Origin of the sequence: Halolamina sp. CBA1230 (assembly GCF_002025255.2) — an archaeon.
Classification (GTDB): domain Archaea; phylum Halobacteriota; class Halobacteria; order Halobacteriales; family Haloferacaceae; genus Halolamina.
Genome location: NZ_CP054588.1, coordinates 83,543 through 109,764, shown reverse-complemented (window position 1 = coordinate 109,764; position 26,222 = coordinate 83,543). Strand labels below are relative to the sequence as shown.

Sequence of the window (26,222 nt, the reverse complement as noted above, 5' to 3'; positions counted from 1 at the left end):
AGTGCCGATCGAGGACCGTGACGAGGTTTTCTGCCCCTGGCTGACGAGACGTCACAACACATGGGGAGGTCCCGGAGTTCACTCTCTATTCGTCGCTGACTGAGGACTACAGGTGTCTCCCAAGAGCTGCGTTCTATAACGCATAGCGTTCTTCCCCGGTAGTATTGTGCAGAACATCCATAACTGTTAAGTCCCACAGCCGGCTATGCATGACTGACCAGAATCCCATGAAATGCACAATACTATCGGTGGTGTCGTGAGATGTTCGGTTTCGAAACGATGAGTGGATCAGCACAGGGCGCAGTCACTGTTGGCATCGTCTTTCTGCAAGCTATCGTGCTGTACGTGGGGTACGGAGCACTTACGAGGCTCGCCCAGCCGACGATCCTCGGCGCGCTGGGTGGTGAGTGACGATGGAGATACTCGGATTGAGCCTTCTGATGGTCGGCGTGTTCGTTGGGTTCGGGCTGCTTATCGGGACCCTCTTCGGGTTCTTCGGCATGGGCGGATCGTTTCTCGTGACGCCCGCGCTGCTCGTGCTGGGATATCCGTCGACGGTCGCCGTCGGCAGCGGGTTGGCGTTCGTCTTCGGGACGAGCGTAATCGGCGCGCTCCGCCACCGTGACCACGGGCAAGTCGACTACAAGCTCGCAGTTATCGTGACCGTCGCGATGACTGTCGGTATCGAGGCCGGGAAGAGCGTCGTGTTCTTCCTCGAGGCGACCGGGATGGCCGATCTCGTCATCAACGTCGCGTACGTCGGCCTGCTCGCTACCGTCGGGTTGTTCACGCTCCGTGACTCCTGGATCGACGACAGTGACGCTGCCGATGCCGATCTCGCCGATCGTGTTCAGTCGATTCACATCCCACCGATGGTGACGTTGCGCGGCGGCGTCCGCGTTTCGGGGACGATCGTCTTCGCTGTCGGTCTCGTCATCGGGGTTCTATCCGGGTTCCTCGGCGTCGGCGGCGGGTTCCTGCTAATGCCCGCGATGATGTACGGGCTCGGCATCCCCGCGGCGATCGCCGTCGGAACGGACATCCTGCAGATCACGATCTCGGGTGCGTTCGGGGCGTTCACCTACGCGCAATCCGGGGCCGTCGCGCTCCCAGTTGTCGCGTTCCTCCTCCTCGGAAGCGCTCTCGGTGCGCGCATCGGGGCGGGCGTGACAAACCTCGTCGACGAAGACGAGATCAAGGGATACTTTGCCGCGATGCTACTCGCCGGGAGTCTCGCTGTCGCGTCGAACAAACTCGGCACCGTCTACGATATCGAGATGCTCAACGTGTTGAGCACCGCGCTGATCTTCGGGGCCGCATTCCTCGTTAGTGGCGCTGTCGTGGTTGCCGCCGTCTGTCGGTTGCGCTCCGATCAGAGTGGGCGCTGGTGTCGTCTGACTACATCGCAATCAGGATAGCCCGCTTTCGATTACGACACCGGTTGGACACTCCGCTGGGCGTTCGACCCTTATTTCGGCCGAGTAGAGTCTGTGTAGCGCGTGATTGTGGTGTCTATACACAAGCCTTTTATCGGAATATCTACTATCTAGTAGTGATAACAATGCCAGATTCGATGTCTGAACAGCTCCGGCGGGACATGGAATGCGAGGGGCTGCTGGAGTGCTTCCATGGTCTCAAGGAGCTCGACAAGGAGTGTTTCCGGGCGCTCGTCGAGGCCGAAGAACCGCTGACCGTCGACGAGATTGCCGAGGCAGTTGACCGCGAACGCTCGACCGCCTACCGTGCCGTACAACGGCTGCTACAGACCGGCTTCATCGAGAAAGACCAGATCAACTACGATCAGGGTGGCTACTACCACGTCTACTCGCCGACGGACCCCTCCAAGATCGCCGACGACATGCAGCGCCTGCTCAACGACTGGTACGCGAAGATGGGACAGCTCATCCAGGAGTTCGAGACGAAGTACGAACAGACGGAGACAGCAGCCCCGGCCGCCGAAAGCTAACGCCCCCAGTTCTCTCTATCTCGGCTTCTGATACTCCCCAGGGAGCGAAACTTCGCGTGCTGTCGAGTTCTGACCTCCGTTTTCCTGCGGACACTAGTTCAGTCAGTATTGTGTATATTACCCAAAACAATCAATTAGCGCTGGTGATGGCAACCGATACTGTATCCGACGCTGGTACCGCGACGACGAACGAACTACTTCGACGGGCAGTCCGAGCCCGAAACCGTCCGACTCCCAGGCGACTAGGGAGAACGCTGACCCACAGGTGTCCAGCCCGCAGTAACGCCTGACGACGCACGCGACAGCTCCTGAAGAAGCGCTTTGTCCGGCGCGAGGAACCCGAGACAGTCTCCGAAGGAACGATCATCTCTCGGCGTATCTTCGCCGAAGACGACGCGGATCTCGACCTCAACGACGATTAATTTCCCAATTCACTGGAATTCTAACCTACTCTGTTGGGACATCATCGCCTTCCCGGGGTTTCGCTCCGTTCGTCGGTGAGGATTGACGCCACGGAAGCCGGAATGGGTCATCCCGTCTTCTGTACCGTTGGGAGGTTCCAGCTGTACTTAACTGCGGCCAACCGAGTCACGACGGTCACTATCGCACATATCGCCGCAGCAGTACTCCCCTCGGCTCCGATCGTCTGCACCAACCAGTACGCGAACCCACCGAAAACGGCACAACTTGCGTAGAAATCCTCGAAAAGGATGAACGGCGAGCGGTCGAGAAGGATATCTGCAAACGCACCTCCGCCGACGGCATTGATCGTCGCGATCGCGACAACACCAACTGCCGACACGCCCGCCCCGGTGGCGACGATCGACCCTGTCGTCGCGAAAGCGGCGAGCCCGATAGCGTCCGCAACAACCGTTACTGGGTGTGTATCCGGGGACGGCAGGACAAGGCTCAGCGCGATGGCCAACCCGACACCGAGTAGTCCGAGGCTGATTTCGATCGGCGACTGGAGCACCAAGGGGACACGCATTACCAGGAGATCACGGGTTGCCCCTCCAGCAAATGCCATCGCCAACCCGACGATGATGACTCCGAACACGTCGAACCCCTCGCGGATCGCCTTCGATGATCCCACGAGAGCGAACGCCACCAATCCGATCGTATTCATCACCGCGAATGGATCGCCGAAGAGGACCGTAAGGACGTCCTGACTCACTGTGAGAGGCTATGCGAGCGAGTCATCTTTAGTACCACGCTCCGCCACTCGATCGGTACTCGGGATCTGTTTCATGCGATCGCTGTCTCTGTCGGTCGTACGGTCCGACTTTCGATCGAGTCAACCGCCGATGGCGTCGGGACGTGGGACGAGAGTGTCTCAATGGGGGCCGCTTTCGAGCCCCCGATACGCCACCGACAAATGGCACCACTCCGAACTAGTGACTACACGACCATACGATGGAGGCGATATCTGGAGATACGGCCGTCGAGATCGTGACGACGATCTTCGTCCTTTCGACGATGTTCTCGATGGGGGTGAAACTCTCCGTCACACAACTGTTCGGTGCGCTCCGCGACCGGCAGCTTTTGACTAAATCCCTCGCGGTGAACCTCGTTGCCGTCCCGATCGCCGCATACCTTCTGGTCCGAACGGTTTCGGTCGGCCCGGCGTACGCGACCGGCTTCCTGTTGCTTGCCGTCTCACCCGGCGCCCCGTTCGGGCCGAAGTTCGCCGAGATCTCGGACAGCGACATCGCGTTCGCCAGCGGGCTGATGGCGATCCTCTGTCTCCTGTCGGTTGTGACGATCCCGATCTCGTTGGTGGTGCTCGCCCCCGGCGACGTCGTCGTCGACCCCATCGCGATCGGACGGATGGTGCTGGAAATCCAGATCGTTCCGCTGATCGCGGGACTCGGTCTGTCGTACCTGTATCCCGAACTCGGTGAACGGATGTACGCGCCGATACAGCGGTTGTCCGACGTCTCGTTCGTCGGGCTGATCGCCGTCTTGCTCGCGGTGTACAGCGGCGAGCTACAGTCACTCGTCGGAACGGGAACGCTCGGTCTTTCGGCGGTCGTCGTCGCCATCTCGTTACTCCTCGGGTACGGGTTCGGGGGCCCAGTCCGGGAACGGCGGGAGGTGTTGGCGACGACGACGACCGCGCGCAACGCAGCGGTCGCGCTGTTCATCGCGACGGCCGGCTTCTCGGACCCGACCGTCCTCACCGTCGTACTCGGATTCTCGTTCGTCAGCGTCATCGGCGCCGGCGCACTCGCGAGCGCGTGGCGATAGGCCTGCTCGGCCGGAGATCAGATATCCGGGCCCCCGCCTCGCCCGTCGAGCGGTCGCAGTCGTCGAGCATCCTGCTTTGCCCTTGCCGCTTGGACCGCCGCACTCGCGTACCGGATAGCCGGGAGCAATCGCTCGACTTTCGTATCAACTCCGGATGGTTGGGTCGCCGTCAGTGATCGCGTACCTATCATCCATGATACGGTTTGGAGTAGCACCAAACCAGGTACTGTAATGGAACCACCACCGACTGCGTAAGTGGGTGTACGGTCGTCTCGATCCGGTCATCGTGGGACGGTGGTCTCGTGCATGCGCTTCAGCGAACGCATCTGCCGAGTGCGGGGCCGATGGACGATCGCGTTCGGTTCGGCATCGCTCCCCGCGATCCATCACGGAACCTTACCGGTGGGCGTGGTTGTCGCTCGATGCGCTGACTTTCGTTGATACGGTCCCGGCCGCATCGTCCGAAGAGAGCAGTGATCTCGATACTGGGACTCAGGGGTTCGGTGCGTAGAGAGCGTACAGGATGGACACCATCCCCGCGGCGGTAACGAGGGCTGCGACGAACCCCGCCTCGAAAATCGACATTCGAAACAGTTCGAAGAGTACGCCCTCGAGAAGTCCGCCGAGCCCGACCAGCGCGAAGCCGGCTGCGACGTACAGGAGTAACTGCGTGCGATGTCGTTGGTACCCGCGATAGGCCTGGTACGCGATGACCAGTGCCAGCGCGGTCGTGAACAGTTTGCCGATGACGAATAACGTGTGTTCCATGAGTCAGTCCCCCCGCATCTCCTCGAAGATGGACGTGATCCGGTCGGCGGGGTCCGGCCGGACGTCGATGGTGACGTCGAAGGCCTCTGCTTGAAGGAGGACTTCGATGCGTTCGAGACGCGCCTCGTACTCGCTGTAGTGGCGTCCCCCTGGGTCGACGTGCGTGTACTCCTCGAGGAGGCCCTGTTCGACGAGGCGGCTGACACGGCGCGAGACGGTCGGTCGCGACATGTCACACTCCTCGCTGAGTTCCTTCGCGGACAGTCGGTCGGTCTTCGTCGCCACGAGGATGTCGCGAGCGTACTCGTCGTCGAGTGTGGCGAAGACCTCCGGCGGGTCGGGCTCCTCGGTCACACGATCATACTCGCTACAGGAGGGTAATATAGCCCGCCGATTTTCTGACTCGGAACGCCGGCTCGCTACTATATGGTCTCTCCTCTCCAAGGTGTAGTTGTAAGGTGACCTAAGCATGTCAACTATCAAATCTGGCGTCAACCAACTGGAGAGCAAGATCGGCGGACGAACCGTCGGCGGAAAGGTCCACAGTCTCAGCGCGTGGTTCGTGCTCGCGCTCCGGCTCATGATGGGGTACGCGTTCGCGTACTCCGGGTTCACGAAGATCACCGGCGAGTTCGCTGCCGGCGGCTACCTGTCGAACGTCGCCGCGACGAACGGCAACCCGCTCGCGGGCCTGTTCGCGTGGATGGGGAGCACGCCCTGGTTCGTCGAGTTCGCGAACGTCGCCGTCCCGTGGGGCGAGCTGTTCATCGGTCTTGGGCTGCTCGTCGGCGCGTTCGTCCGCCTCGCGGCGTTCTTCGGCGCGCTCATGATGCTCATGTTCTACTTCGGCAACTGGGACATGAGTCACGGGTTCATCAACGGCGACTTCGCGTACATGCTCGTGTTCCTCGCGGTCGGCGCGTTCGCCGCGGGCCGCATCCTGGGCCTCGACCAGTATATCGAGAACTACGACGTCGGCGGCGAGGCGCTCGTCGAGCGCTACCCCGTCCTCGAGTACGTCCTCGGCTAACCACGCCGAGACCTTTGGGAGTACAACAATGCAAAATCCAATTCAAGCACGCGGTTTCCGTTCTCTGGGACTCATCGTCGTCGGAGCGCTGGCTCTGGCCGTCGTCGCCGGAATGGCGCTGACGCACGCGGCCGTCCCAGATGCAATGATGTGGGGGTGGCACGAGGGAATGTGGAACGACGGCCACATGGCCGGCTGGGGCGTACGGAGCTGGGGGATGATGCTGTTCGGTCTCCTCTGGATGGCACTCCTCGTCGCCCTCCCGGTCTATCTCGTCTACTGGCTGGCAACGCGGTCGCAATCGGACGGCTCCACCGAGGACAGCGCACTCGCGGTCCTCGAGGAGCGGTACGCTCGCGGCGAGATCGACGACGACGAGTTCGAACGCCGCCGCGCCCGTCTCACGCCCGACGATGACCGGTAGCGAACGATCGTCCCCTACTCGCTGACTTCAGTTTTCACGACGGTCGCTGCGCGGGTCGTCAATCGGAGGACGCGGTCGGTGACACTCCCGAGCAGTGCGCGGTATTCTTCGGGTCGGCGCTTGGTGCCGAGCATGAGTAGATCCGCGTCCTGGTCGTCGGCGTACTCCACGATGGTTTCAGCAGGGCGGCCGTGTTGCATCGCCGTCTCGATTTCGACGTCGGTCTCTGAGGCTCGCCGTCGGAGTTCCGAAAGCGTCTCCTCGCCGTGTTCCTCGAGGCCGTGTTCGGGACCTTCGGCTTCGTCGACGTACTCGTCGCCGCTGTACGCAGTCACGACGTCCTCGTCGACGACGTAGAGCACGTGGAGGACGGCGTCGTGGGCGGCTGCAAGGTCGAGAGCATGTTCCTCAGCTTGTTCGGACGCGACTGTACCGTCCGTCGACAGCAGAGTTCGATCGTACATTCACCCGGAGTTCAGCGGGCAGTACAATAAAATCGGGTTCCAGTTCTCGGCACCCGGGAGGGGTCCGAAACGGTCGTTAGTGGTCGTGGCCCTCCATCACCATCGGATGGCCGGTGGCGAATTCGTCGGGGTCCTCCTCGAACGTCTCCTTGCAGGTCTGCGAGCAGAAGTAGTACGTCTCACCGTCGTGGGTCGCCGATGGCTCGCTGTCGTCAGTCCGCATGCCACACACCGGATCGCGGTACTGGCCGGGCGCACCGAGCCCGCGACGATACACGTACAGGAGGAACCCGGAGAGCGCGAACGCGACGACGTTGAGGTAGAACGTGTAGTTGAGCTCGAAGTACGTCTGCTCGGTCGCCGTCTCGCCGCCCGCCAGATCTGGGACTATTCCCAGCGCGTCGAACAGCAGTTCCATGAGGAAGCCGGTGAACGCCATCGTGACGAAGAAGACGCCGAGGATGTACAGCATCACCTTCCAGCCGTAGTACTTCCGGTAGACGTTCAACACGGGGATCGTGATGAGGTCGGCGTAGACGAACGCGATGACGCCGGCGAAGCTGATGCCGCCGCCCCAGAGCGCGACGGCGAACGGGACGTTGCCCATGCTGCCGACGAAACTGAGGACGGCAATGGTGACGCCCATAAGTGCGTTCTCGGCGGTCACGAGCAGGCCGTCGCCCTGGATGAACAGGGTGTTCCACACCGACTGGGGGACGAAGACGATGACGAACCCCGAGATGAGGAAGCCCGCGACGACGTCCTTCCAGATCATCGACCACTCCTTGCGGTACTGGTTCCCGACTTTGTACCAGCCACCCCACGACAGCAACTCGTCACGCCACCCTCCGCGACTCGATGTCTCCTGTAGGTACGTCTCCATACAGCCCTCCGAGCAGAACTTGAGCGTCTCACCGCCGTCAGTCGTAAGCGTGTACTCGTCTTTGCCTTCCATCCCGCAGGTTGGATCCTCGGTGACGCCCGCCTCACGGTCGCGCTCGTTGAGCGTCTCTCGCACCTCGTCGAAGAGGTTCTCGGGGAGGGTGAGATGGACGATGACGGCCATCACGGCGATGAGGATGAGTCCGCCGAGTAACTCTGCGACCAGGAACTCCCAGCCGAGCAGAATCAGGATCATCAACCCGAGTTCGACGATGAGGTTCGTCGACGCGAACATGAACGCGAGGAAGTTCACCGCGTGCGCTCCCTTCTTGAACAAGCCCTTCCCGATAGCGACTGCGCCGAAACTACAGCCACTACTGGCCGCGCCGAACGCAGTCGCCTTGGTGAGTCCGCTCAGATCGCCGTCGCCGAGGACCTGGGCCATCCGCTCCTTGGAGACGTAGACCTGGACGAGACTCGTGATCGTGAGGCCCATAATGATCGCCCACGCCGCCGTCCAGAGGAAGCCCACACCGATACGTAGAGCTTCGAAGATGCCATCAATCATCGTCGCCACCATAGCTATCTGTTCGAAGGGATCATCTATTGCAGTTTTCCTTCAGATAGTTCGGGTCAGAGCCGTGGTAAGTAGGAATTCAAAAGAATAGTGGTGGGAGGAACACGCAGGTCTAAGCCACAACCGCATTGAATAGTTAGTACGTAGTACTACTTGAGACCCAAACTCACGGAGGAATCACAACATGCCGACAAATACAGACGACACGCGACTTGTTACGCTCCTCCTGGTCATCATCGGCGCCGTATTCATCTTCCCGTTGTTCTTCATGGGCTTCGGAATGATGGGATTCGGTCCGATGATGGGCGGGATGTGGGGCGGTCACATGTGGGGCGATGGGACGATGCCTGGCTGGATGTACATCGTCGGCATCGTGATGCAGCTGCTGTTCCTCGCCGCCCTCGTCGGTGGTGGGTACCTCATCTACCGCGCGATTGCGGGTAGTGAGAGTGGCTCAGACCAAGCCCTCGAGGAGCTCCGTCTCGCCTACGCTCGCGGAGAGCTGACCGACGAGGAATACGAACAGCGACGCGACGCACTCGAACGAGATACCTGATCAGGAGCCGTCAAAGCTGAAGAATGACCGGCTTCCCCGACCACCGTCAACAGTCGACCCGTCCGCAACTTCCAGCGTGGCTCGACCGATACACGACGCTGGGAGTATACGGACTCCTCGTCGGGACGGGACTCTGTCTGGTCGCGTTCCTCACGAATCCCGTTCCCGACCCCTCGTTCCCGTGGGCGACGCTGCCCGAATTAGTACGCCTTCCCGTTGTACAGCCCCGGATCGAACACTGGCCGGTGACCTACACTATCGGCATCTGGCTGTGGGTCTTCTGCTTTCCCGCACTCTTCCTCGCTGGATACCGGCGATACGGCGACGGGAATCGTGGGGCAGCGGTGTGGCTCGTCGGGTTGCCGACCGTGGCGATGCTGGGCTGGACAACGTACTGCCGGTTCTTCTGGCCGAAACTTCATCCACCGACTTGGAACGCCCCGGCCTACACGTTCGTTTGCTGGCTGTACTGTTCGACCTACGACGTGCTCTGGAGCAACACCGCATACGTCATTGCGCTATTCGGCATCGTCGCGACAATCCTCGTCGTGCGACACCAGGATAGAGACCGATATGCCCTTCTCGGGTTTGGATTCCTCGCACTTCCTCTTGGGTTACCAGCCCTGTACGAAGGATATCGACGGACGACGCGAACCGGAACCTGAGGATTTGTAACAGGCGACTGTTTTCAATGCTGTTCGAAAAAGTGGTGGGAAGACTGCTAATTCGAGGAGGAGAGGGTGATCGAGACTCCTTCACTGATCACAGCCCGAAGAAACGTTTTCTGTGGGCAGCTCCTCAACACGAGTATGTCGACGACTGTCTCAACACCCGAAACAGACGAGACGTGTGCGTACTGCGAATCCCGGATTTTCGACCACGATCCAATCTGCGTCCGCGATTGCGATGACGAGTGTAGCTCACCCACGTATTTCTGTAACTACGCCTGTCTGTCCGCATATATCGACGAGAACGACCTCACTACCGGGAATGCGTGCGAGTGGACTCCCGCCGACACTAGTTGTTGCTGATCGGCGCCATCGGTCCATTCGTCGCCTTCAGCGACCGTTATTCGCGGAATCCGAGTAATCGAAGCCCGTTCAGGGACACGAGGACCGTCGAACCCTCGTGGCCGACCACCGCCAGCGGTAAGGGGATACCGCGTAACAGAATCGTGCCGACCATCAACGCGATTGCACCGAAGGCGATTGCGAGGTTGACTGTCAGCGTCCGGCGCGTCCGGCGACCGAGTCCGAGCACGTAGGGAATCTTCCCGATGTCGTCGCCCATCAGGACGACGTCAGCCGTTTCGAGAGCAACGTCAGTCCCGGCGCCACCCATGGCGATCCCGAGCGTCGCCGTCGCCAGTGCCGGTGCGTCGTTCACGCCGTCACCCACCATCGCCACGTTCTCGTATCGCTCAACCAGATCCTCGATAGTTGCCACTTTCTCTTCCGGCAGTAGTTCCGCCTGCACCTCGTCGATACCGACTTCGTCGGCGATCTGCTGGGCGACGCGTTCGTTGTCGCCGGTCAGCATAACGATGTGCTCCACGCCGAGCGACCGGAGGTTCTCGATCATCTCTGCAGCCCCCGGCCGGACCGTGTCGGTGAACGCAAGCCATCCCAGTACCGTGACATCGTCGCCGTGCTCGCGGGCGACGAGGACGCTGGTCTTCCCCTCCGCCTCCAGGGACTGGAGCCGATCGAGACCAGGTTCGAGCCCCTCGATCGCAGCGTCTTCGAGAACCGTCTTGACATAACTCCGATTCCCGATGTGGATGGTTCCGTCGTCGACGTCGGCGCGCACTCCTTTCCCGGCCTCCGACTGAAATCGACGTGCGTCGGGGACGTCGAGGGCACGGTCTTCGGCTTCCGAGACGGTCGCACGAGCGAGGTGGTGCTCCGAGCGGGCCTGCACGGCGGCGGCGAGCGAGAGCAGCTCGTCGGCAGTCAGCGACTCGTCCGCGAGGCCGTCCCGGACGAAGACGTCCGTCAGCTGCGTCTCACCTCGCGTGAGTGTGCCCGTCTTGTCAAACGCGACCGCGTCGATGTTCGCGGCGGTCTCGACGTGCTCACCGCCCTTGAACAGGACGCCCTGCCGGCCACCGGAGGCGATGGCCGATAGCACCGCCGCCGGCGTGGAAATGATGACCGCACACGGCGACGCGGCGACCATAAGCGTCATCGCGCGGTAGAACGTACTCGTGAACTCGCTTCCGAGCGCGAGCGGGATGGCGATCGCCGCGATTGTGAGCCCAAACACACCGAGGACGTACGGCTGCTCGAGGCGGTCGATGAGCCGCTGTGTTGGCGCCTTCTCGCTCTGGGCCTCTTCGACCATGGTGATGAGGCGGCTGATCGCCGACTCGTGAGCCTGCCGTGTGACCTCGATCTCCAGGCTGCCGCTCTCGTTGATCGTCCCGCCGAACACCTCGTCCCCGGGCTCTTTCGGCACGGGCACTGATTCGCCGGTGAGCGACGCCTGATCGACCGTCCCCTCGCCAGACGCGACGACGCCGTCGAGCGGAATCCTGTCGCCGGGCCGCACGACGAATACGTCGCCCACGGCCACCTCGTCGATGGCCACAGTGACCTCCTCACCGTCGCGGAGGACCTGTGCCTCGTCCGGTCGCATTTCGACAAGTGACTTGATCGCTCGGCGTGAGCGGCCGATGGCGTAGTGCTGGAGCGTATTCGATAGCGAAAACAGGAACAGCAGCATCGCGCCCTCGAACGGGGCGCCAATCGAGAGGGCACCGAGGGCAGCGACGATCATCAGGAGGTCAATATCGACCGCACGGTGACGGAGCGTCTCGACCGCGCCTTTGAGCCCATACCACCCGCCGAAGACGTATGCGAAGCCGTACCCGGCCCACATGAGAAGTTGTGGTCCTTCGAGCCACCCCGTCACCAGGCCGACCGCCATCCCGAGGAGGGTCAAGCCGACGAACACGACCTCCTGCCTGAGTTTCGAGCGGGTACTCACGTCATCCGTTGCTGTCTCAGATTCGTCCTGAATCGACACGTGGCGGTCGCGGACAGCGTCTCGAATCGTTTCTTCTGAGATGACGCTCCCGTCGTAGGTGATCCGGGCGTCCCCTGTTCGAAACGAGACGTCGACATCGTGGACGCCGGAGAGACGCCGGAGATGTCGTTCAAGTGCCCGTGCTCCCGCGTCGCCACGACCACCTCGTCGTTCAATCTGGATAGTACACGTCGAGAGAGATGGTGATTCAGTAACAGCCATGTTCTCGGTACCTATGATTTGGTTTGATTTCACGTTTGAGGTGGGCCCAAGAGCATTTATCCGATCCTAATCTCGGCACACGAGTCAAGGATTTCATCTAAGGATGGTTACCGGGATCTGTGCTCGGCGAGTGACTGTCTCGGCGACACTTCCGAGGAACGTCCGGTCTAGGCCTGATCGACCGTGGCTACCCATAACGATCTGGTCGATGCCGTTGTCGGCAGCGTAGTCGAGAATCCCTCGCGCTGGTTTCCCAACTTCAGTGACAGTATCGAGCACAATTTCGTGTTCCGCCGCGAGATCCATCGCAGTCGTGTGAATCTCGGTCACCCGCTCCTGGGCGGTATCGTACCAGTCCTCTGCGACTGGCAAGCCAGCGGCCTCTACATCGATCACCGAGTCAATCGGGTTGATGACGAAAATCGTGGTGAGAGCGGCGTCCGGGAGAGTCTCGAGTGCGTACGTAAGCGCACGCTCGACGAGCAGGGAGCCGTCCAAAGCGACGAGGACGTTGTCGGGCATACGTTCGAGTTCGGGAGGGGCTGAGAAGGGTGTAGTGCCGAAAACTCGGCACCTGAGAGTACCTGTAATTACGATCGGTGTCACAATCGGCAGTATGTTCAGCATCCGCACGTGGATCGATCAACATCGCATCCCCACAGAAGTCGCATTCGAGCTTGACGGGCATGGTTCGGCCTTTCGCCGACCACTAGCAACCGTGATCACTGAGGAATGTCAGGGCTATTCGTCCGTGACCGGCCCTTTATAATGAGAACGGATATTTTCACCATCTCTCCACTGCCAGTAGTAGTAGCGATTGTCGTTGATTTCCTTGATCGTGATCGTCGCCTTGGCAGGGACGTCATCCGGGAGATCGTCTGGTCGCTCTTCGACCTCTTCTTGATCTGCCGATTCCTCGAGACGGGCCTCTCGTTCCTTGTGCTCGGCGAGCGCTTCAGCATACGTCGCAACGTCTCGGAGCTGCTCCGGGTCCGACTCGTTGAGCGTGTTGACGATCTCCGTTGGGAGGTCCGCCGGTGGGGTCGGGGGTTCGTCGGACATCGGCTACTCTCGTGTTAACCAACACGGCCCACGAATTCATAGTTTTGTTGGTTAAGACGATGAAGACGGCTCCCGTGCTTGCTGGCTGTAACACTACTTGTAACTTCTTTATATACAAGTTTCGTACTATGTTACACTGTGCTCCGGCGCATCGAACTCGAGGTCCTCGCCACGGTCGACCGCGGCGACACGATCTCTGACCTCGCGACGAAGCTCGACCACAGCGAGAGCTACCTCTCTCGTGCCGTCGGCGACCTCGTCGAGAAGGGGCTCGTCTACACGGAACGCGACGGCCGCCGAAAACGAGTCATCCCTTCGGATGCTCGCGCCGTCGAACGCTACCAGGACCTCGTCCGCCAGCACTCCCATATCGACTTCCCCGAACTGCTGACCGGGAAGACACTCGAGGTGCTGTACTACCTCGACCAGCCGCGAACCGTCTCCGAGATCGCCGACCGGAGCGACAACTACCGCAACACAGTCAACCGCGTGCTCAAGCGGTTTCGCGACCGTGGTCTCGTCGGGACGGCCAACGGCCACTACGAGTTCAACGCCGACTTCGACCGCCTCCACGAGTTCGCACGTGAACTCGCCCACCATCTGCATCGCCAGCACCTCGAAGCCGTCGCCCCGAAGGGGACGATTCTCTGGGAGGACTACGATGAATTCCTCGCCCAGGCCGAGACGGAGATCGACGCGGAGGCGTTCCACGAAACCGGCCTCGCTCGATTCGCAGCCTTCGACATCCAGTTCCTGCTTACCGGCCACCGCTACTACTTTTACTCCAGGGAGCTCGACGTAGTCTCGCCGGCGGAGCTCTGCTGTCACACCCTCTTGATCGACGACGGCAGCCGCCACCGCTCGTACTGTCTCCTCCTGCTCAGCCACGTCGATGTCGACGAGGAGGACCTTCGAGAGCAGGCGGTGAAGTATGACCTTGAAGACGAAATCGACGCCTTGCTCTGCTACCTCGAGACACACGGCGAGGTCGACGACGGCCGGCTCCCGGAGTGGGACGAGTTCCAGGAGCTGGCGGCTGACTACGAGGTGCCACTACCACAATGAGACCAACATTCGGTGGTGTTATTGGAGCAACCAAGGATAGCCATCTCTAGAAGAAGAAGACTGGCCGGGAGTTTATCGTTCTGATGAAGAACTCTTGTTGTCGAGAAAACCAAAGAAGATCATCCTCTGGTTCAAAACGATTTGCATTTATTTCAATATTAACATCATCGAGTACGATTCCGCGGAGGTCCCTGTATAGGGAGCGAAGCTCTGACATTTCTGTAAAACCCTCAGTCTCTTCAGTAATTTCACTGAGGACAGTCTCCGCATTACGTAAAACCCTCAATCGGTTCTCATACGGTTCTGAGGAGAACAGCGTTGCGGTATTGTCCCCAGTTTGGAACCCGATTTGATGGTCTTCGTCATCGGAGGGAACCGGTGCATCCTGACACCGAATAAATGCTGAGTTCGCCGTTACCTGTTCTGCGTTAACATGGCTGTTAAAAACCTCCGACTTCCGGAATTCCGGAGCGACGTAGAATGTGTATGGTCTCCGATTAGCGAGGTCTACTAAGATACCATGCTGCTTACGCTCGGTCCTGTCTGATGAAGTTTTGATATCGAACCTGTAGAACGACTCCTCACCGAAGTATTCCCACTGCTCATCGGTCGTATTCGCCGTGGTGAGCTCCTCGGACAACTTATACTGGATGAAAAATGACCGCAACGGTTTCTCAGCAGGAATTTCAACGTCGTATCCGAGGTCTCCTTCATCGTACCGGGTCGGGAAATCCACGGGTCCAGATAACCAGAACGGAAATCGATCAGTCTCAAGTTCCTTCGTCACGTAGTAGCTGAACTGTGTCTCGCTTATCTCTGGGTCCATTCTCTAGAAGATATTCCCCACCGAATTAAATATTGGTGAATGTTCAGAATCGAGGTGAGTTTTTGAAAGAGATTGTCGTTCAACTTCTGAATGAGTACGATGAGGGTGTACTGGTTGAGGCGATGTTCGATGAAACTGAAGGATACGGCGTGAAACGTAGTAAAGCCGAACACGGAATAGAGACGCTGAAACTGATGGTGGGAGCTCTATCAGTCCGGCCAAGATCACCTTCAAACGCTTTAGTCGGTCACAACTCGTCTCTCAGCTAAAAAGTAGGGGCGTAATCATCCGATGATTGTCCTGCAAGTATGCGTTCTCGTCGACGACCAGCCGGTCGCGAACGTCGCCCGTTCGGCCACCGTCGGGAGCGACGGCTTCCGCAGGGTCACGGAGCCGCTCGTGGAGCACTTCCGCCACCGGATGGCCTTCCGACAAGAGGTAGTGGACCTCACGGCGCTCGCGATGGTCGTAGGAGCCGCACGCGGCTGCGCTCCCGGTCCAGACCCGCCAGGCCCCGAGCGCGGCCATCACATCGACGATGTCGCGGGGAACCGTCTGGTGGTCGTCCGGGAAGAACACCCGGAAGCGTGTACACGCTTCTTGCGGCGGGACGGTCTCCCACCAGTCTTCGCTGGAGCCCCAGCTATCGAACATCGCCTCGTCGTTCCCGTAGCCGACGGTCACGCCGTCGATCGGTGTCCAGTCCGCCGGGAGGTGTTCCGCCTTACCTTCGAGCACCCGAAGAACGACGTATCGGAGGTACTCGTGGACTTGGTTGTCTGTCGTTTTGGCGACTTGGTCGTGCTGCTCGGCAACGTGCCCGGCTTCCTCGAGGACTGTCGTGAGATAGGGTTCAGTCATCATTCGACGGAGGTTAGAACGCGCCTCCGCCCCTCCGCGGGCGCTGAAAAACTTAACCAACAGAGCGGAAGGAACCCATCACTCTGTTGGTTAACTGGGTTGGGACGAGGATTCGCTCTCGAGAACGTCGATGAGTTCCTCTGCTGTCCGACTGATCCGTCCGAGGCGCTCGCGAACGATCTCGGGATCGTCCGACTCCCACGCAGCGAGGTAGAACGCCGACCCGCTGGTGTCCAACCCACAGTACCGCCCGACGACGTACGCGACCGCCTCGGCCTCCACTTCGCGTTTCGACCGTTCGGTGTCGTCGTCGACGTCGAAGTGGAGCAGGGCGTGCGCGTACTCGTGAATCAGCGTCCGCGCAAGGTCAGCCTCGTTCTCCCGATCACGCACCTCGACGAGCGGTTGCATGTCGATGAGGCTCAACTGCTCGCAGATGCCCTTCGCCTCGCCGTGGGTCCACTCCGCTTCTGAAACGATTCGCACCGTCACGCCGAGCTCATCAGCGGCAGCAGTCAGTTGGGAAACCAGATCGCCAGCGTCGCCGGTCGCTTCCGTGTCCAGGTCGGGAAGCGGCTCGCCCTCGGTCTGGGAGACATCGAACACCGGCGCGGGCTTGAACCCGACCAGGCCCTCGGACCACTCCTCGGGTGGCGTCTCGTCGTACTCACAGTCACTGTCCTTGTGGTAGCTCGGCGAGTTCTCGCATTCCGGGCACTGCTTGGTGATGATCGGCGCCCAGATCCAGATGGCCGACTCGCTCTCCTGAACGTGGCGGTCGAACTCCTCCTGCCACGTCCGGTAGCCCGCCACGCGGGTCGCCTCGGGGCACTGCTGCTTGATCAGGAGGGTGTTCCGATAGGAGTAGTCGTGGAACCGACTCTGGACATCGAGCCATTCTTGGAACTCCGCGCTGGCCTGCGCGTCGTCGACGCCAGCGACGAGGTCGTCGATCCACTGTTCGATCGTGCTGTTCATCTCGTCGGATCGCGTGTCGGTCTGGTCGAAGGAGACCGACGCGTCACTGGTCGTAGTCATTGTGGTCACCGAATCGAGGTCACGGCGACTGCGTCTGCTCAGACCGCGCCGCACCCCTCAGGGGCGTTAAAAACCGAGCTGGCGGTCAGCGGAGCTCGTGGCGTTCGTCCGCAAAGCCAACCGAAACGAGGTACTCGAGGAACTCGTCGATTTCCTCGACGTCGCTTGGCGTATCGGTCGCAAGGTGACGCGCCCACTCGATGGCCCATTGGAAGGCGGGATCCATGCCGCCCTTGCCGTGAATGTACCACCACCGGGCCGTTTTCAGCACGACCAGCGGATTCGTCGGCGGCTGCTCACCGGCGATCCCACGGGTGATGGATTCGATTTCGTCGGGGACGTCGGCGGAATCGATCTGCTCTGATGTGCTGTAAGATCCGGGGAAGCCCTTCAGTGACCGTCCTCGACAGGTCGAAATTCGAACTCGCGGCTGTTTGCCGGCGCGTTACCCGGGACTTCGTTGTGATTGAGTAGGTAATCGGGCCACGCCTCGTATGCGAGTCCGACCAGTAGCGGCTCAACTTCTGCGAGGTACGCAGGATAGCCGTACGGCCCTGGATACGTTTCCGGGTCCCACGCGCGGATCCACAGATACGTTTGTTGTTTGAGCTGGCGCGTTCCCTGCTCGAAGAGTTCGCTCGCCCAACTGAGTTTCTTCGACTCCTCGCCGAATACTGTCTCCGAGAGTTCACCTATGTGCCAATAACTCCCGTCGCCCCAACGAGCGAAACTCCGTGTCCCGCTCCGGCCTTTCGCTATCTCCTCGAAGTTAGCACTCAGTTCGTTCTTTTTCCCGTACGCCTCACCTTTTCCGATGTACCGTGGGACAACATCCGTAGGGGAGGGGTCCTCAGAGTTGAGTTGAAACAGGACGTAGAGTACTCCGCTCTCTCCTTCTCTCACGCCGTTACTGTGAACACATCGTTTTCCCTCTCGACGAATCCGTTCGTCAATGGCATCGCTTCGCTTGAGCACCGTCGAGGAGCCAAGCGACTTTGTCTCGACAACGAGGTCTTCGTCCGTCTCGAAGAGCGGTATCGGATCTGTCTTCTCGGAGTCGTTGATGTCTCGGCAGATGGTTTTCTCAACCCACTCGTACCACAGCTCGGGCTTATTCTCCGCAGTCACCTTCTCAACGGGGAGTTCAGCGAGATGTGCTGATTCTTCATTGAATGATCTGTTTTTGTCGTTAACCCATTCGGGGCCCACTTGCCCCATCTTGTGGGGGACACGGTTGGGGACGAAGTCGCGATTGGCGAACACGCGATCAAACCGCGGAAGCGAGTGAACCAGACCGACCATCTTCCCCTCGAGTTCGTGTCGGTACGTCGGGTACCCGTACGGACCCGCCTCCAGATCGTCGACGTTGACCACCCACGCGTACAGCTTTGAAGCCGATTTTTCGTAGACGGTCGCGATGTGGTCGTACTTCCCGTAACTGCCCCATGATCCATCATCTTCCCACTCCGAAATGGGGAGGGCGTCCCGGAGCTTTCTGAAGTGGTTCATCAGTCGACTCGCGACATTGCTCGTTTCGCCGATGTACACCGGGATCACATCGAAGGATCCGTCTGTGGGTTCGTCAAGGAGGTACAACATATACAGATAGTCTCCACTCCCCCGACCCAGGCGATACGTATCGTACTCGTCGGTCATCGATAATTCCGAGCCGCTGTGGTCGACCATTGGCACCGGATCCGGGGTTGCAGCCGACTGGATGTCTGAGAGAATTGTCCGCCGAACCCACTCACCCCAGACCTCCTCTTTCGATTGTCGGTCCGACATTGCTGGGAGGAGACTACATACGATGATAAAGTTGATTGTGATGATTCAGATCGATACTCGATTATCAGTGGTGTTCTGAATGCTTCAACAGGCGACTACGCTAGGTGCGACACCGCTGATGGTTCCTCGACGTCGTCGAACTCGCCGCGCTCGACAGGCTCCCAATCCTCACCTGGCTCCGGACTCCACCAGTCGACCTCGTAGGCGCCCGGTGCGCCGAAGATTTTCACGCGCGCCGACCCATCAGGCAGGTCGCGGCGCAGTTTCTCGTCGACGTGGAGGTTCCAGGTCGTGTGCGTATCGAAGCAGGCGAGGACGGCGTCCTCGTAGCCGCGATCCTCGCGCGCCTCTTGGAGTTCGACCTGCGTGTTACAGTTCTCACAGAACACCCCCTCGAAAGGGATGTGGCTGAACACCTCGTGTCCGCAGACTGGACACCAGAGGAACTCGAACACGGCCTCGCTATGACGGTTGATGACTTCCAAGCTCATCGGTGAATCGACCCGTTTTTCGAGCCGGGTCACCCATCGACGCCCTTGAAAAACTCAGCCTACGGACGCCCGGAACAAGCGACTCAAGCCTCGATTTGTTCGTAATCCTCGGGCAAAGCAGCGTCGGATACGACGCCATCCTCCCAGCCACGTTCATCGTAGTACTCATCCAGCGCCTGCTGGAAGTTTGGTAGTTCGTATGGGAGCGTATCCTCTTCGCGACCGAATCCACGCTGGTTATTGAAGTGCCGCTCGAGTGTTACAATGCGGTCACCAACAGCAAGCAGCTCTTCGAAATCAGCGTCGAACAACGTTTCGTACCGTTCGGGACTCATGTAGTCTCGCGAGAATTTGCAGACGACTCCTGCGTCGTTGAGAGCCATCAAGTTCTCTCGGTGGATAAGTTCGTCTGCCTTGCCAAGGGTGCCCTTCGGGTCTAGTGCATCTTCATCGGGCACGAGCGGGTACTCGACAGAGTAGAAGGTCGCGTACATGTGATCAGCACCACGGTTTGCAACGGCATAGGATAGCCCCTGTCCATTTAGCACCCTCCCCTCATGGGCCGCGAAGTCCATCCCTTTGACGGACCAGTTCTCGACTCCCAACTCATCGTGAATTCGGTCGATACCTTCCGCCAATAGATCGCCGTCACCATCTCGGTAGGCGATCTTCTCGACCAGGTCGTGGATGAGGTCGGTATTGCCAAATTCGTTTGATACCGATCCAGATGCGTTCGACGGCGAAGCAGGATCGCAACGTCTGCAGGCTCGGCGGGCCGCTGCTCGCCCGTGTCTTCATCAATGATTGTCGGTGGGTCCAACAGAAGGGTCGACAGTCGATCAGCGAGTGCCTGCGCCTCGCCAGCGATCGAATGTTCGGCCGCTGCATCGACGACTGGGTGTGCAGGATCCAATAGCGCAGCCGCGTCGTCTTCCCCCTCCGGAACGAGAAGATACTCGACGGACCCGGAGAGCTCACCCACATCCTCGATTCGATCCCGCTCAAACGAGAGCGGCTGGGGCGTTGCTTCGTACGGGGCATACTCATCGCCGAGCGGCTCGAACACCTGATCGAACAGTTCGTTGAGGAACGTCAGGGGCCCCTCGAGAGTCCGGAAATTCCCTGACAGTTCCATCCCTGTCGGGGTTGCCTGGGTCCCGTCTGGGATGGCGTCCCGTCCGAGCCGTTGGTTCTCTGCAGCAAGTTCGGCTGCAGCAGTATCGAACGTCGTTACTTCAGCGCCACGAAAGCCATAGATACTCTGTTTCTTGTCCCCAACGAGGAATACGGAGTCCGTCGCATCGTCGTCATCAACCAGCCCCGTCAGCAGGGAGATAAGCTCCCACTGGCGTTCGTCCGTGTCTTGGAACTCATCAACCATTACTGCAGCAAACTGCTCCCGAAGTGACGCCCGAACCTCCGGGGTCGACTCGAGGAACGTAATCGATGTCTCGATCAAGTCCGGGAAATCGAGTGCATCACGGTGGGTTTTCTCAGCCTCATACGCCGCAAGAACATCCTCAAAGACCGTTGCGAAGGCAGTCACGTAGTGTGCGCTGTTCCGATCCAGATCGCCGGGGACACTCTGTAGTTGCTCTTCGATCGCCTGGAGTTCCTCGATGAGCGATCCCAGCGCCGCTTTGCAATCGTCGTACGCCTCAGTCTCGGAGTTCCAGCTCGCCTTTGTGCCCACGAGGTGGTGACTGGCACTGGCGTAGAGTCCCCCGGAGCTTTTCTCCAGAATATCGTATACTGCTCGACATTGCCGAAGGATGGTCCGGTCGTCATCTGCCGTCTGAACTCGGTCTGCGACAGCCGCGATCTCACGAAGGACAACCACACCATCGGCACCGTCATCGACGTCGAACTCGGTTTCCGCAAATCGCTGGGCGGTCTCGAAGGCGTCTTGCACTGGGGCTGAATGGAGGCACTCTGCTGCTCGGTCGGGATCGAGCGTACACACATTCTCCCAGAGGAAATCGAGATAGTCGTCGACATCGCGATCGCCCCAGGCCGAAAGCCACGCCTCACTCTCTGGACGGGCCGCCAACAGTTCTGTGAGAATATCGGTCAATCTGCCGCGGGACCCGAAGAGCCGTGACAAGAGATCGACTGCTTGATCGGTCTCGTGTGTGTCGAGATAGTCGGTAACGACCTCTCGTTGAAGGTCAGCAGCGTCGTTCTCATCTAATACGTCGAACTCGACGGGGATCGGCGCTTGGACGGCATTCTCACGGAGGAGTCGCGCACAGAAGGCATGGATCGTGTGCGTGTAGCTATCGTCAATTTCGTCGAGAACATCGCGCCAGCGCGTATATTCTGCAGGCGAGTCAGCTGCGTCAAGTTCAGCGTACACCTCTTCGCGGACCCGTTGTTGGAGTTCGGCTGCCGCCTTCCGCGTGAACGTGATCGTGATAACGTTCTCGGGCGTCGCCTCCGGGTTCGAACGGAGGAACTCGAGGTATCGCTGTGTCAGTGTCGTCGTCTTGCCCGTGCCAGCCCCCGCAGTGATCGTCACGTTCCGATCGAGAACGAGTGCATCCTTCTGCTCGTCAGTGAGTTGGATAGCTTCTGGCGTGGCATCGTCGTCAGGCGCATCGCCTGGCGTGCCTGCTCGATCCTCAGTCATCGGTCTCACCCGAGAATACCGACGCAAAGTCGGTCGATGTCGCCCGGATCGGGACGTACGTCTCCGAATCATCCTCGAGTTGGGCTACCCGTTCCCGGCGCTGGTGATGTCTGACGTCACACGATCGTCGGTAATCACAATACTCACAATTGGCTTCGTTTGCCGTGAGTAATGTCGTTTGGAAGCGTCCTTGCTCGATAGATGTCGTGAGTGTTTGGAGGCGCTGGGGGATCACATCTGTGAGGAATCGGTGGAGCTCGGCGGAGGAGTCAAACTTCGACTCGATACCCCTCGGTTGGTAGATGTCGTTGGGAGGCTTCGTCTTGTAGTAGGTCGCAGCAAGATCCGTCATGTCCGTCAGCTCGCTGTCTACCACCTGCTCTGCGGCAAGCAGATACAGTGGGAGTTGGAAGGTCGTGCCACCGGTCGTTGTTGTCATCGATGGGGTGCTGCCTGTTTTGTAGTCGAACAGTTGGACCGTTGGTGCATCGTCATCGACGCCAACGTCGATCCGATCGATGTAGCCATGGAACTCGACACTGTCCCCGTTCGGTAGGTCAATCGCGAACGGGTCGGCAGCACCGTCATGCAGCTCGTCCCCGAATGGGACCTCGAACCAGGCCGGGTATGTCCCACCATCCCGCTGTCGTTCGTGTTCGATAAACCGGACGAACAGTCCCTTGTCTGTTCCCTCGTGTGGGCGTGGATCACTGTCGTAGGGATTCTCCGCAGGATCCCCGAGACCAGCGAAGAGCTGTTCCAGCCACCGACGATAGAACAGCCCGTCGTACTCAAATGATGCCGCCGCCAGCTCCGAACGGGCGACTGAAAGCATGTGGGCTTCCAGCTCCGACTGGTCGATCTCACTGATGTCGACAGGCTCACCCGGTTCCGATTGAAGCTCGGCAAAGAACCGTTCGAGGGTGTCGTGGATCAAGGTCCCTGCCTCAAGCGGATCCGGCGTTCGATCGATATCCGCCGGATCCTCGAGCTCCAGAATGTTCTCCATATAGAACTGGAACCCACAGTTGACGTAGCGTTCGACGCGGCTCGCGCTATACGGTTCCCGAGTTTCCCGTGGGTACAGATCGGCGACCGTCTCGGGGTCGAGAAGTCCATCCCTGGGGGAGAGATCGGGACTTGCACGTTCGGTTGCACATGCGATGCCCCGATCGGCCCGGATCGTTTGACTCGCCGTGAAATCTCCCCGCTCACCGGCGGCATTGACGGCTTCCTGTCGGTTGTCGAGAGGGGCGATCGCCCGTTGGAGATCCTCACGTGAGCCGATTCGGCTGTCGGTCCCAATTGTTGGCTCAATACCCGTCGTCCGATTGAGTTCATCAAGGATCGGCGAGCGGACCACAGCCGTCGATTCGGGGTCCGTTGATGGCGTGGTGAGGGTTACTGCCTCGGCGTTCGCGAGCACCGTCGCGAAGAGATATCGGTCGCGGATCCGAGTGTCGAGCACGTCGAGGATCGGGTGCGCCTCAACCATGCGTTCGAAAAACGCTGGATGCCGGGTGATCTTCGGGAAGTGTTCCCCTGTGAGTCCAACGATGTAGAGATGATCGAACGCATGATTCGCTGCATCGATATGGTCAAGGACGGCAATATCGTTCGAACTGCTTGAGTAGCCCTGGAGTGTTGCCCCCCGGAGGGCACGGTTGAGTGCGGCGGATGGTGCGAGATCCGGATGCTCCGGATCAGCGGCATCAAACGAGGAGAGGAGCTCGTCGACCTGGTCAAATGCTGCCTGTTCGCGAGCAGTATTGACTCGTGATTCATCGGCGTCCAGTGCCGCCGAGATATGAAGATCGGCAACGGCCGTTTGGAGTATCTCACAGCCGTCTGCCACCCGGGTATCTGCCTCACGAAGCGGTGTGAGTGTCTCGAGTAGCGACTGAAGCGTCGAGGTGACTGCACTGGGGAGATATTGCAGCATCGACTCAACCCGGATCGCATCACTCCGCCGATGAGCCGTGAGGACAGCATCTTCGCCCCCATCATCAAGGAGATCCACAACAGGGTTCGTCACGAGTTCAGTCACTGCATCAGCCCGTGGCGCTGCCTCGGCGAGTGTGAGGAGGTTCTCGACTGCGCTTCCAACGTGGGTGTCCATCAGTGCCGCGTCCGAATCAACCGAGTAGGCCAGGTCATAGGTGTGGAAGGTGTCTTCGACATATTCGTCGTAGGCTTGGAGCCCCGGGATGACGACACCGATCTGTGAGGGATCGATCCCCGATGCGAGGATAGTCCGGATGTCCCGAGCGACATATCGGATTTCACGTTCTGGTGTCGGGAGTTCACGCCACTCGAGTGCCTCCGGAACTGTCTGAGTCTCGGGCGGTTCTGCCCGATAGAGTGTCGTGGCAACCTGCTGGAGCGGCGAGCGATCTTCAGGCTCGTGGATTCGTTCTTCTTCGAACCCCAGCTCGGTATACAACTCTCGAACCGCCGTGGTCGCCGCGTCGACTCCGGCAGTGCCTGACTGCGAAAAGGTTGGCAGGATTGCGATCGTCGAGAACGATGTTGCCAGCGCTTCGAGCATTTGCCGTTCGAGCTCGGTTGGATCGATGAATCCATCGACGATGACGACGTCGACATGTGGGAGCAGCTCGGTGAGATCCTGGTCAGTGACCGTTCCAAACACTTCCTCGTCGGTAACGTGCCATGCGTCAGAGAACCGGTCACGGTATCGGTCGTACGCTCTATAGGCAGCAAGGGTTGTTTCACGGATCCGATCTGAGAGGGAGGAGTCGGAGAACTCCGCAGCAAGACGCTCAGGGGTCGTTAGGCCGACGTTCTGAAACCGTGCGAATCGGCGATTAAACGCATCGACCAATGACGCCGAGACATGTGGTTGGGTGGATAACCAAGAGTGGTCTGAGAGGATGTCGTCAAGACTGAATTCCAGCGCTCGGCGATCAGTCTCTTCAGGAAGGCGCGTCGTTGGCCCCTCCAACTGTTCATAACAGTCGAATACGAGCCCCATTAGGGTTGCAGTCCGGAGTCTGAGTGAGTCGCCAGCCTCACGCCAATGGGTTTCGACCCGGTCGTGCCGGGTGGATTCTTCCGACACGTAGAGCACACGATTGATCCCCTCGTTAGCGAGCGACCGCCCGCGATCAAATGCAGCCGCCTCAAGCGCGTGGTGATTGGGACCGACGAGGACCGTCCGGTTAGTCATTGTTCCTTCTGGTGTTCGTCACCCTCTTGAGGTTTCCTTATATTCAGGGATAGTGCGTGGCGGTGTTCAGATAAGGATGAAGAGTGAGGCGGAACGACCTTTAAGTGGTTCATGCTCGAAATCGCCCGCCTCAACGGAGGTAGCGATTCATTCGAGTTAGATTTTGTGGAGCGAGAGGCGACACCCGAGCCTGCGATGAAGCTCGGTATCCGACTCCATCTGGCTGGACTATCACTTTCGGATACCACCTCGATTCTCGATAGTTTGGGTGTCAGACGCTGTCGAACGACCGTTCACAACTGGGTGCAGAAGGCAGATCTACAGCCTCTCGACGGTGCGAATCCGGGTCACGTCGCCGTTGACGAAACCGTGATCCAGCTCAATGACGAACGATTCTGGCTGTACGCCGCTGTCGATTCCGATACGAACCGCTTGCTGCATGTCAAGCTCTCTCCGACGAGAAACCAAGCGATTACTGAGATGTTCCTCTCCGAACTCCGCGAGAAACATCTCGTCGATGACGCAGTCTTTCTCGTCCATTCTGCACCGTGGCTGCAAGCAGCACTCCATCGACACGGCCTCGATTACAGATACGAGAAACACGGTAATCGGAACAGCGTCGAACGTGTCTTTCGAGAACTAAAACGCCGAACCAACCAGTTCTCAAACTGTTTCAGCCATGCCGAAGCAGATACCGTCGAAAATTGGCTTCAAGCGTTCGCCTTCGCATGGAACCAGCTTATCTGAACACTACCAGACCGGGTACGCGTAACTGTCGTCCTGTTCTTCCCAAGCGTCGTCGATAATATCGTCGATTTCCTCCCCGGAGAAGAGCTGGCCGAGCCCGGCCTCCCGTGCCATTCGTCGGACCTGACTGTAGCGGTAGTCACACCACCACGCGAGGTCAAAGATGAGCGCGCGGCCCGCCTGTTCAGCGCTGTCGTAGTCCCGAGAGGATTCTTGCCAGTTGCCTTCGAGCAGCGGCACGACACGGTCGCTGTTGGAAGCACGACGAATCGCTGCTTCGACGTCCGCGGGATCGTAGAGCGGATCACGATCGGGCGTAGTCTGGAGCTGTGCGGCGGCGGCCGAAGTGGTATGTCGAGTTGACATTG

Annotated in this window: 25 protein-coding genes and 4 pseudogenes; 11 read left to right on the top strand and 18 right to left on the bottom strand. The window is 59.5% G+C overall.

Annotated features, from left to right (window positions below; translation table 11 throughout):
- Positions 1-279 precede the first annotated feature (279 nt).
- From B4589_RS18320 to B4589_RS15730, 3 genes are all read left to right on the top strand, one after another.
- Positions 280-411, top strand: a complete 132-nt coding sequence (locus B4589_RS18320) for a hypothetical protein (protein ID WP_255246170.1) — start codon at positions 280-282, stop codon at positions 409-411.
- 2 nt (positions 412-413) lie between these two features.
- Positions 414-1,418 carry a sulfite exporter TauE/SafE family protein gene (locus tag B4589_RS15735; protein WP_176330553.1) on the top strand — a complete coding sequence of 335 codons (1,005 nt, stop codon included), beginning with the start codon at positions 414-416 and terminating at the stop codon, positions 1,416-1,418.
- A gap of 143 nt (positions 1,419-1,561) precedes the next feature.
- Positions 1,562-1,966 (top strand): helix-turn-helix domain-containing protein, encoded by a 405-nt coding sequence (locus B4589_RS15730; RefSeq protein WP_079232175.1) that lies wholly within the window; start codon positions 1,562-1,564, stop codon positions 1,964-1,966.
- 529 nt (positions 1,967-2,495) lie between these two features.
- On the opposite strand, the gene B4589_RS15725 is transcribed toward B4589_RS15730, so the two are convergent.
- Complete coding sequence (locus B4589_RS15725) at positions 2,496-3,140, bottom strand: trimeric intracellular cation channel family protein (RefSeq protein WP_079232176.1); 645 nt, start codon at positions 3,138-3,140, stop codon at positions 2,496-2,498.
- Between the two features lie 239 nt (positions 3,141-3,379).
- Here B4589_RS15725 and B4589_RS15720 point away from each other — a divergent pair, with 239 nt between their 5' ends.
- Positions 3,380-4,213, top strand: coding sequence for a bile acid:sodium symporter family protein (locus B4589_RS15720; protein WP_079232178.1), 834 nt, complete (start codon positions 3,380-3,382; stop codon positions 4,211-4,213).
- A gap of 492 nt (positions 4,214-4,705) precedes the next feature.
- Here B4589_RS15720 and B4589_RS15715 read toward each other — a convergent pair whose 3' ends face one another.
- Together B4589_RS15715 and B4589_RS15710 are read right to left on the bottom strand one after the other, a co-directional pair.
- The gene (locus tag B4589_RS15715) at positions 4,706-4,981 is read right to left on the bottom strand and encodes a hypothetical protein (protein WP_079232179.1); all 276 of its coding nucleotides are present in this window, start codon (positions 4,979-4,981) and stop codon (positions 4,706-4,708) included.
- Positions 4,982-4,984: 3 nt separating this feature from the next.
- Complete coding sequence (locus tag B4589_RS15710; protein WP_079232181.1) at positions 4,985-5,335, bottom strand: winged helix-turn-helix domain-containing protein; 351 nt, start codon at positions 5,333-5,335, stop codon at positions 4,985-4,987.
- 115 nt (positions 5,336-5,450) lie between these two features.
- On the opposite strand from B4589_RS15710, the gene B4589_RS15705 reads away from it, so the two are divergent.
- Both B4589_RS15705 and B4589_RS15700 read left to right on the top strand, forming a co-directional pair.
- Positions 5,451-6,011 carry a DoxX family protein gene (locus B4589_RS15705; protein ID WP_079232184.1) on the top strand — a complete coding sequence of 187 codons (561 nt, stop codon included), beginning with the start codon at positions 5,451-5,453 and terminating at the stop codon, positions 6,009-6,011.
- A gap of 112 nt (positions 6,012-6,123) precedes the next feature.
- The gene (locus B4589_RS15700; protein ID WP_255246167.1) at positions 6,124-6,435 is read left to right on the top strand and encodes an SHOCT domain-containing protein; all 312 of its coding nucleotides are present in this window, start codon (positions 6,124-6,126) and stop codon (positions 6,433-6,435) included.
- Between the two features lie 14 nt (positions 6,436-6,449).
- Here the strand turns inward: B4589_RS15700 and B4589_RS15695 are convergent, their stop codons facing one another.
- Positions 6,450-6,899: a universal stress protein gene (locus B4589_RS15695; protein WP_079232186.1), complete on the bottom strand. Its 450-nt coding sequence runs from the start codon at positions 6,897-6,899 to the stop codon at positions 6,450-6,452.
- Positions 6,900-6,975: 76 nt separating this feature from the next.
- Positions 6,976-8,361 carry a permease gene (locus B4589_RS15690; RefSeq protein WP_079232187.1) on the bottom strand — a complete coding sequence of 462 codons (1,386 nt, stop codon included), beginning with the start codon at positions 8,359-8,361 and terminating at the stop codon, positions 6,976-6,978.
- A gap of 181 nt (positions 8,362-8,542) precedes the next feature.
- Here B4589_RS15690 and B4589_RS15685 point away from each other — a divergent pair, with 181 nt between their 5' ends.
- From B4589_RS15685 to B4589_RS18310, 3 genes are all read left to right on the top strand, one after another.
- Entirely contained in the window at positions 8,543-8,914 is a 372-nt protein-coding gene (locus B4589_RS15685; protein WP_079232188.1) for an SHOCT domain-containing protein, read from the top strand.
- Between the two features lie 23 nt (positions 8,915-8,937).
- Positions 8,938-9,579, top strand: a complete 642-nt coding sequence (locus B4589_RS15680; protein WP_079232190.1) for a hypothetical protein — start codon at positions 8,938-8,940, stop codon at positions 9,577-9,579.
- 144 nt (positions 9,580-9,723) lie between these two features.
- Complete coding sequence (locus B4589_RS18310) at positions 9,724-9,945, top strand: hypothetical protein (protein ID WP_079232192.1); 222 nt, start codon at positions 9,724-9,726, stop codon at positions 9,943-9,945.
- Between the two features lie 37 nt (positions 9,946-9,982).
- Here the strand turns inward: B4589_RS18310 and B4589_RS15675 are convergent, their stop codons facing one another.
- The 3 genes from B4589_RS15675 to B4589_RS15665 form a co-directional block, all read right to left on the bottom strand.
- On the bottom strand, positions 9,983-12,163 hold the full coding sequence (locus B4589_RS15675) for a cation-translocating P-type ATPase (protein WP_079232193.1): 2,181 nt from the start codon (positions 12,161-12,163) through the stop codon (positions 9,983-9,985).
- Between the two features lie 93 nt (positions 12,164-12,256).
- Positions 12,257-12,685, bottom strand: coding sequence for a universal stress protein (locus tag B4589_RS15670; protein WP_079232194.1), 429 nt, complete (start codon positions 12,683-12,685; stop codon positions 12,257-12,259).
- Positions 12,686-12,904: 219 nt separating this feature from the next.
- The gene (locus B4589_RS15665; protein WP_079232196.1) at positions 12,905-13,225 is read right to left on the bottom strand and encodes a hypothetical protein; all 321 of its coding nucleotides are present in this window, start codon (positions 13,223-13,225) and stop codon (positions 12,905-12,907) included.
- A gap of 138 nt (positions 13,226-13,363) precedes the next feature.
- Here B4589_RS15665 and B4589_RS15660 point away from each other — a divergent pair, with 138 nt between their 5' ends.
- Complete coding sequence (locus B4589_RS15660) at positions 13,364-14,290, top strand: MarR family transcriptional regulator (RefSeq protein ID WP_079232197.1); 927 nt, start codon at positions 13,364-13,366, stop codon at positions 14,288-14,290.
- A 46-nt stretch (positions 14,291-14,336) separates the two neighbouring features.
- Here the strand turns inward: B4589_RS15660 and B4589_RS15655 are convergent, their stop codons facing one another.
- The 9 genes and pseudogenes from B4589_RS15655 to B4589_RS15620 all read right to left on the bottom strand — a co-directional run bounded on the left by B4589_RS15655 (position 14,337) and on the right by B4589_RS15620 (position 25,107).
- A complete protein-coding gene (locus tag B4589_RS15655) occupies positions 14,337-15,116 on the bottom strand; it encodes a hypothetical protein (RefSeq protein WP_079232202.1) in 780 nt (259 codons plus the stop codon).
- Between the two features lie 294 nt (positions 15,117-15,410).
- Positions 15,411-15,977: pseudogene (locus B4589_RS15650) on the bottom strand (hypothetical protein); the annotation flags it as partial.
- Positions 15,978-16,067: 90 nt separating this feature from the next.
- Complete coding sequence (locus B4589_RS15645; protein WP_079232203.1) at positions 16,068-17,015, bottom strand: ImmA/IrrE family metallo-endopeptidase; 948 nt, start codon at positions 17,013-17,015, stop codon at positions 16,068-16,070.
- An 85-nt stretch (positions 17,016-17,100) separates the two neighbouring features.
- Positions 17,101-17,379: pseudogene (locus B4589_RS15640) on the bottom strand (hypothetical protein); the annotation flags it as partial.
- Between the two features lie 26 nt (positions 17,380-17,405).
- Positions 17,406-18,800, bottom strand: coding sequence for a hypothetical protein (locus B4589_RS15635; RefSeq protein WP_079232205.1), 1,395 nt, complete (start codon positions 18,798-18,800; stop codon positions 17,406-17,408).
- Between the two features lie 95 nt (positions 18,801-18,895).
- Positions 18,896-19,291, bottom strand: a complete 396-nt coding sequence (locus B4589_RS15630; protein WP_079232368.1) for a hypothetical protein — start codon at positions 19,289-19,291, stop codon at positions 18,896-18,898.
- Between the two features lie 83 nt (positions 19,292-19,374).
- Positions 19,375-20,013, bottom strand: a pseudogene (locus B4589_RS15625) (aldehyde ferredoxin oxidoreductase C-terminal domain-containing protein); the annotation flags it as partial.
- 548 nt (positions 20,014-20,561) lie between these two features.
- A pseudogene (locus tag B4589_RS18305) lies at positions 20,562-21,920 on the bottom strand (UvrD-helicase domain-containing protein); the annotation flags it as partial.
- Positions 21,913-25,107 (bottom strand): PD-(D/E)XK nuclease family protein, encoded by a 3,195-nt coding sequence (locus B4589_RS15620; protein ID WP_079232207.1) that lies wholly within the window; start codon positions 25,105-25,107, stop codon positions 21,913-21,915. The pseudogene B4589_RS18305 and the gene B4589_RS15620, both read right to left, overlap by 8 nt.
- A 111-nt stretch (positions 25,108-25,218) precedes the next feature.
- Between B4589_RS15620 and B4589_RS15615 the strand changes: the two genes are divergently transcribed.
- Positions 25,219-25,854, top strand: coding sequence for an IS6 family transposase (locus B4589_RS15615; protein WP_079232208.1), 636 nt, complete (start codon positions 25,219-25,221; stop codon positions 25,852-25,854).
- Positions 25,855-25,857: 3 nt separating this feature from the next.
- On the opposite strand, the gene B4589_RS15610 is transcribed toward B4589_RS15615, so the two are convergent.
- Entirely contained in the window at positions 25,858-26,220 is a 363-nt protein-coding gene (locus B4589_RS15610) for a hypothetical protein (RefSeq protein WP_143414224.1), read from the bottom strand.
- Positions 26,221-26,222: the final 2 nt, after the last annotated feature.

Bases quoted from the DNA above. Each gene is read 5' to 3' on its own strand.
- B4589_RS18320 (WP_255246170.1), top strand. From the start codon at position 280: ATGAGTGGATCAGCACAGGGCGCAGTCACTGTTGGCATCGTCTTTCTG.
- B4589_RS15735 (WP_176330553.1), top strand. From the start codon at position 414: ATGGAGATACTCGGATTGAGCCTTCTGATGGTCGGCGTGTTCGTTGGG.
- B4589_RS15730 (WP_079232175.1), top strand. From the start codon at position 1,562: ATGCCAGATTCGATGTCTGAACAGCTCCGGCGGGACATGGAATGCGAG.
- B4589_RS15720 (WP_079232178.1), top strand. From the start codon at position 3,380: ATGGAGGCGATATCTGGAGATACGGCCGTCGAGATCGTGACGACGATC.
- B4589_RS15715 (WP_079232179.1), bottom strand. From the start codon at position 4,981: ATGGAACACACGTTATTCGTCATCGGCAAACTGTTCACGACCGCGCTG.
- B4589_RS15705 (WP_079232184.1), top strand. From the start codon at position 5,451: ATGTCAACTATCAAATCTGGCGTCAACCAACTGGAGAGCAAGATCGGC.
- B4589_RS15700 (WP_255246167.1), top strand. From the start codon at position 6,124: ATGGCGCTGACGCACGCGGCCGTCCCAGATGCAATGATGTGGGGGTGG.
- B4589_RS15695 (WP_079232186.1), bottom strand. From the start codon at position 6,899: ATGTACGATCGAACTCTGCTGTCGACGGACGGTACAGTCGCGTCCGAA.
- B4589_RS15690 (WP_079232187.1), bottom strand. From the start codon at position 8,361: ATGGTGGCGACGATGATTGATGGCATCTTCGAAGCTCTACGTATCGGT.
- B4589_RS15685 (WP_079232188.1), top strand. From the start codon at position 8,543: ATGCCGACAAATACAGACGACACGCGACTTGTTACGCTCCTCCTGGTC.
- B4589_RS15680 (WP_079232190.1), top strand. From the start codon at position 8,938: ATGACCGGCTTCCCCGACCACCGTCAACAGTCGACCCGTCCGCAACTT.
- B4589_RS18310 (WP_079232192.1), top strand. From the start codon at position 9,724: ATGTCGACGACTGTCTCAACACCCGAAACAGACGAGACGTGTGCGTAC.
- B4589_RS15675 (WP_079232193.1), bottom strand. From the start codon at position 12,163: ATGGCTGTTACTGAATCACCATCTCTCTCGACGTGTACTATCCAGATT.
- B4589_RS15670 (WP_079232194.1), bottom strand. From the start codon at position 12,685: ATGCCCGACAACGTCCTCGTCGCTTTGGACGGCTCCCTGCTCGTCGAG.
- B4589_RS15665 (WP_079232196.1), bottom strand. From the start codon at position 13,225: ATGTCCGACGAACCCCCGACCCCACCGGCGGACCTCCCAACGGAGATC.
- B4589_RS15655 (WP_079232202.1), bottom strand. From the start codon at position 15,116: ATGGACCCAGAGATAAGCGAGACACAGTTCAGCTACTACGTGACGAAG.
- B4589_RS15645 (WP_079232203.1), bottom strand. From the start codon at position 17,015: ATGACTACGACCAGTGACGCGTCGGTCTCCTTCGACCAGACCGACACG.
- B4589_RS15635 (WP_079232205.1), bottom strand. From the start codon at position 18,800: ATGTCGGACCGACAATCGAAAGAGGAGGTCTGGGGTGAGTGGGTTCGG.
- B4589_RS15630 (WP_079232368.1), bottom strand. From the start codon at position 19,291: ATGAGCTTGGAAGTCATCAACCGTCATAGCGAGGCCGTGTTCGAGTTC.
- B4589_RS15620 (WP_079232207.1), bottom strand. From the start codon at position 25,107: ATGACTAACCGGACGGTCCTCGTCGGTCCCAATCACCACGCGCTTGAG.
- B4589_RS15615 (WP_079232208.1), top strand. From the start codon at position 25,219: ATGCTCGAAATCGCCCGCCTCAACGGAGGTAGCGATTCATTCGAGTTA.
- B4589_RS15610 (WP_143414224.1), bottom strand. From the start codon at position 26,220: ATGTCAACTCGACATACCACTTCGGCCGCCGCCGCACAGCTCCAGACT.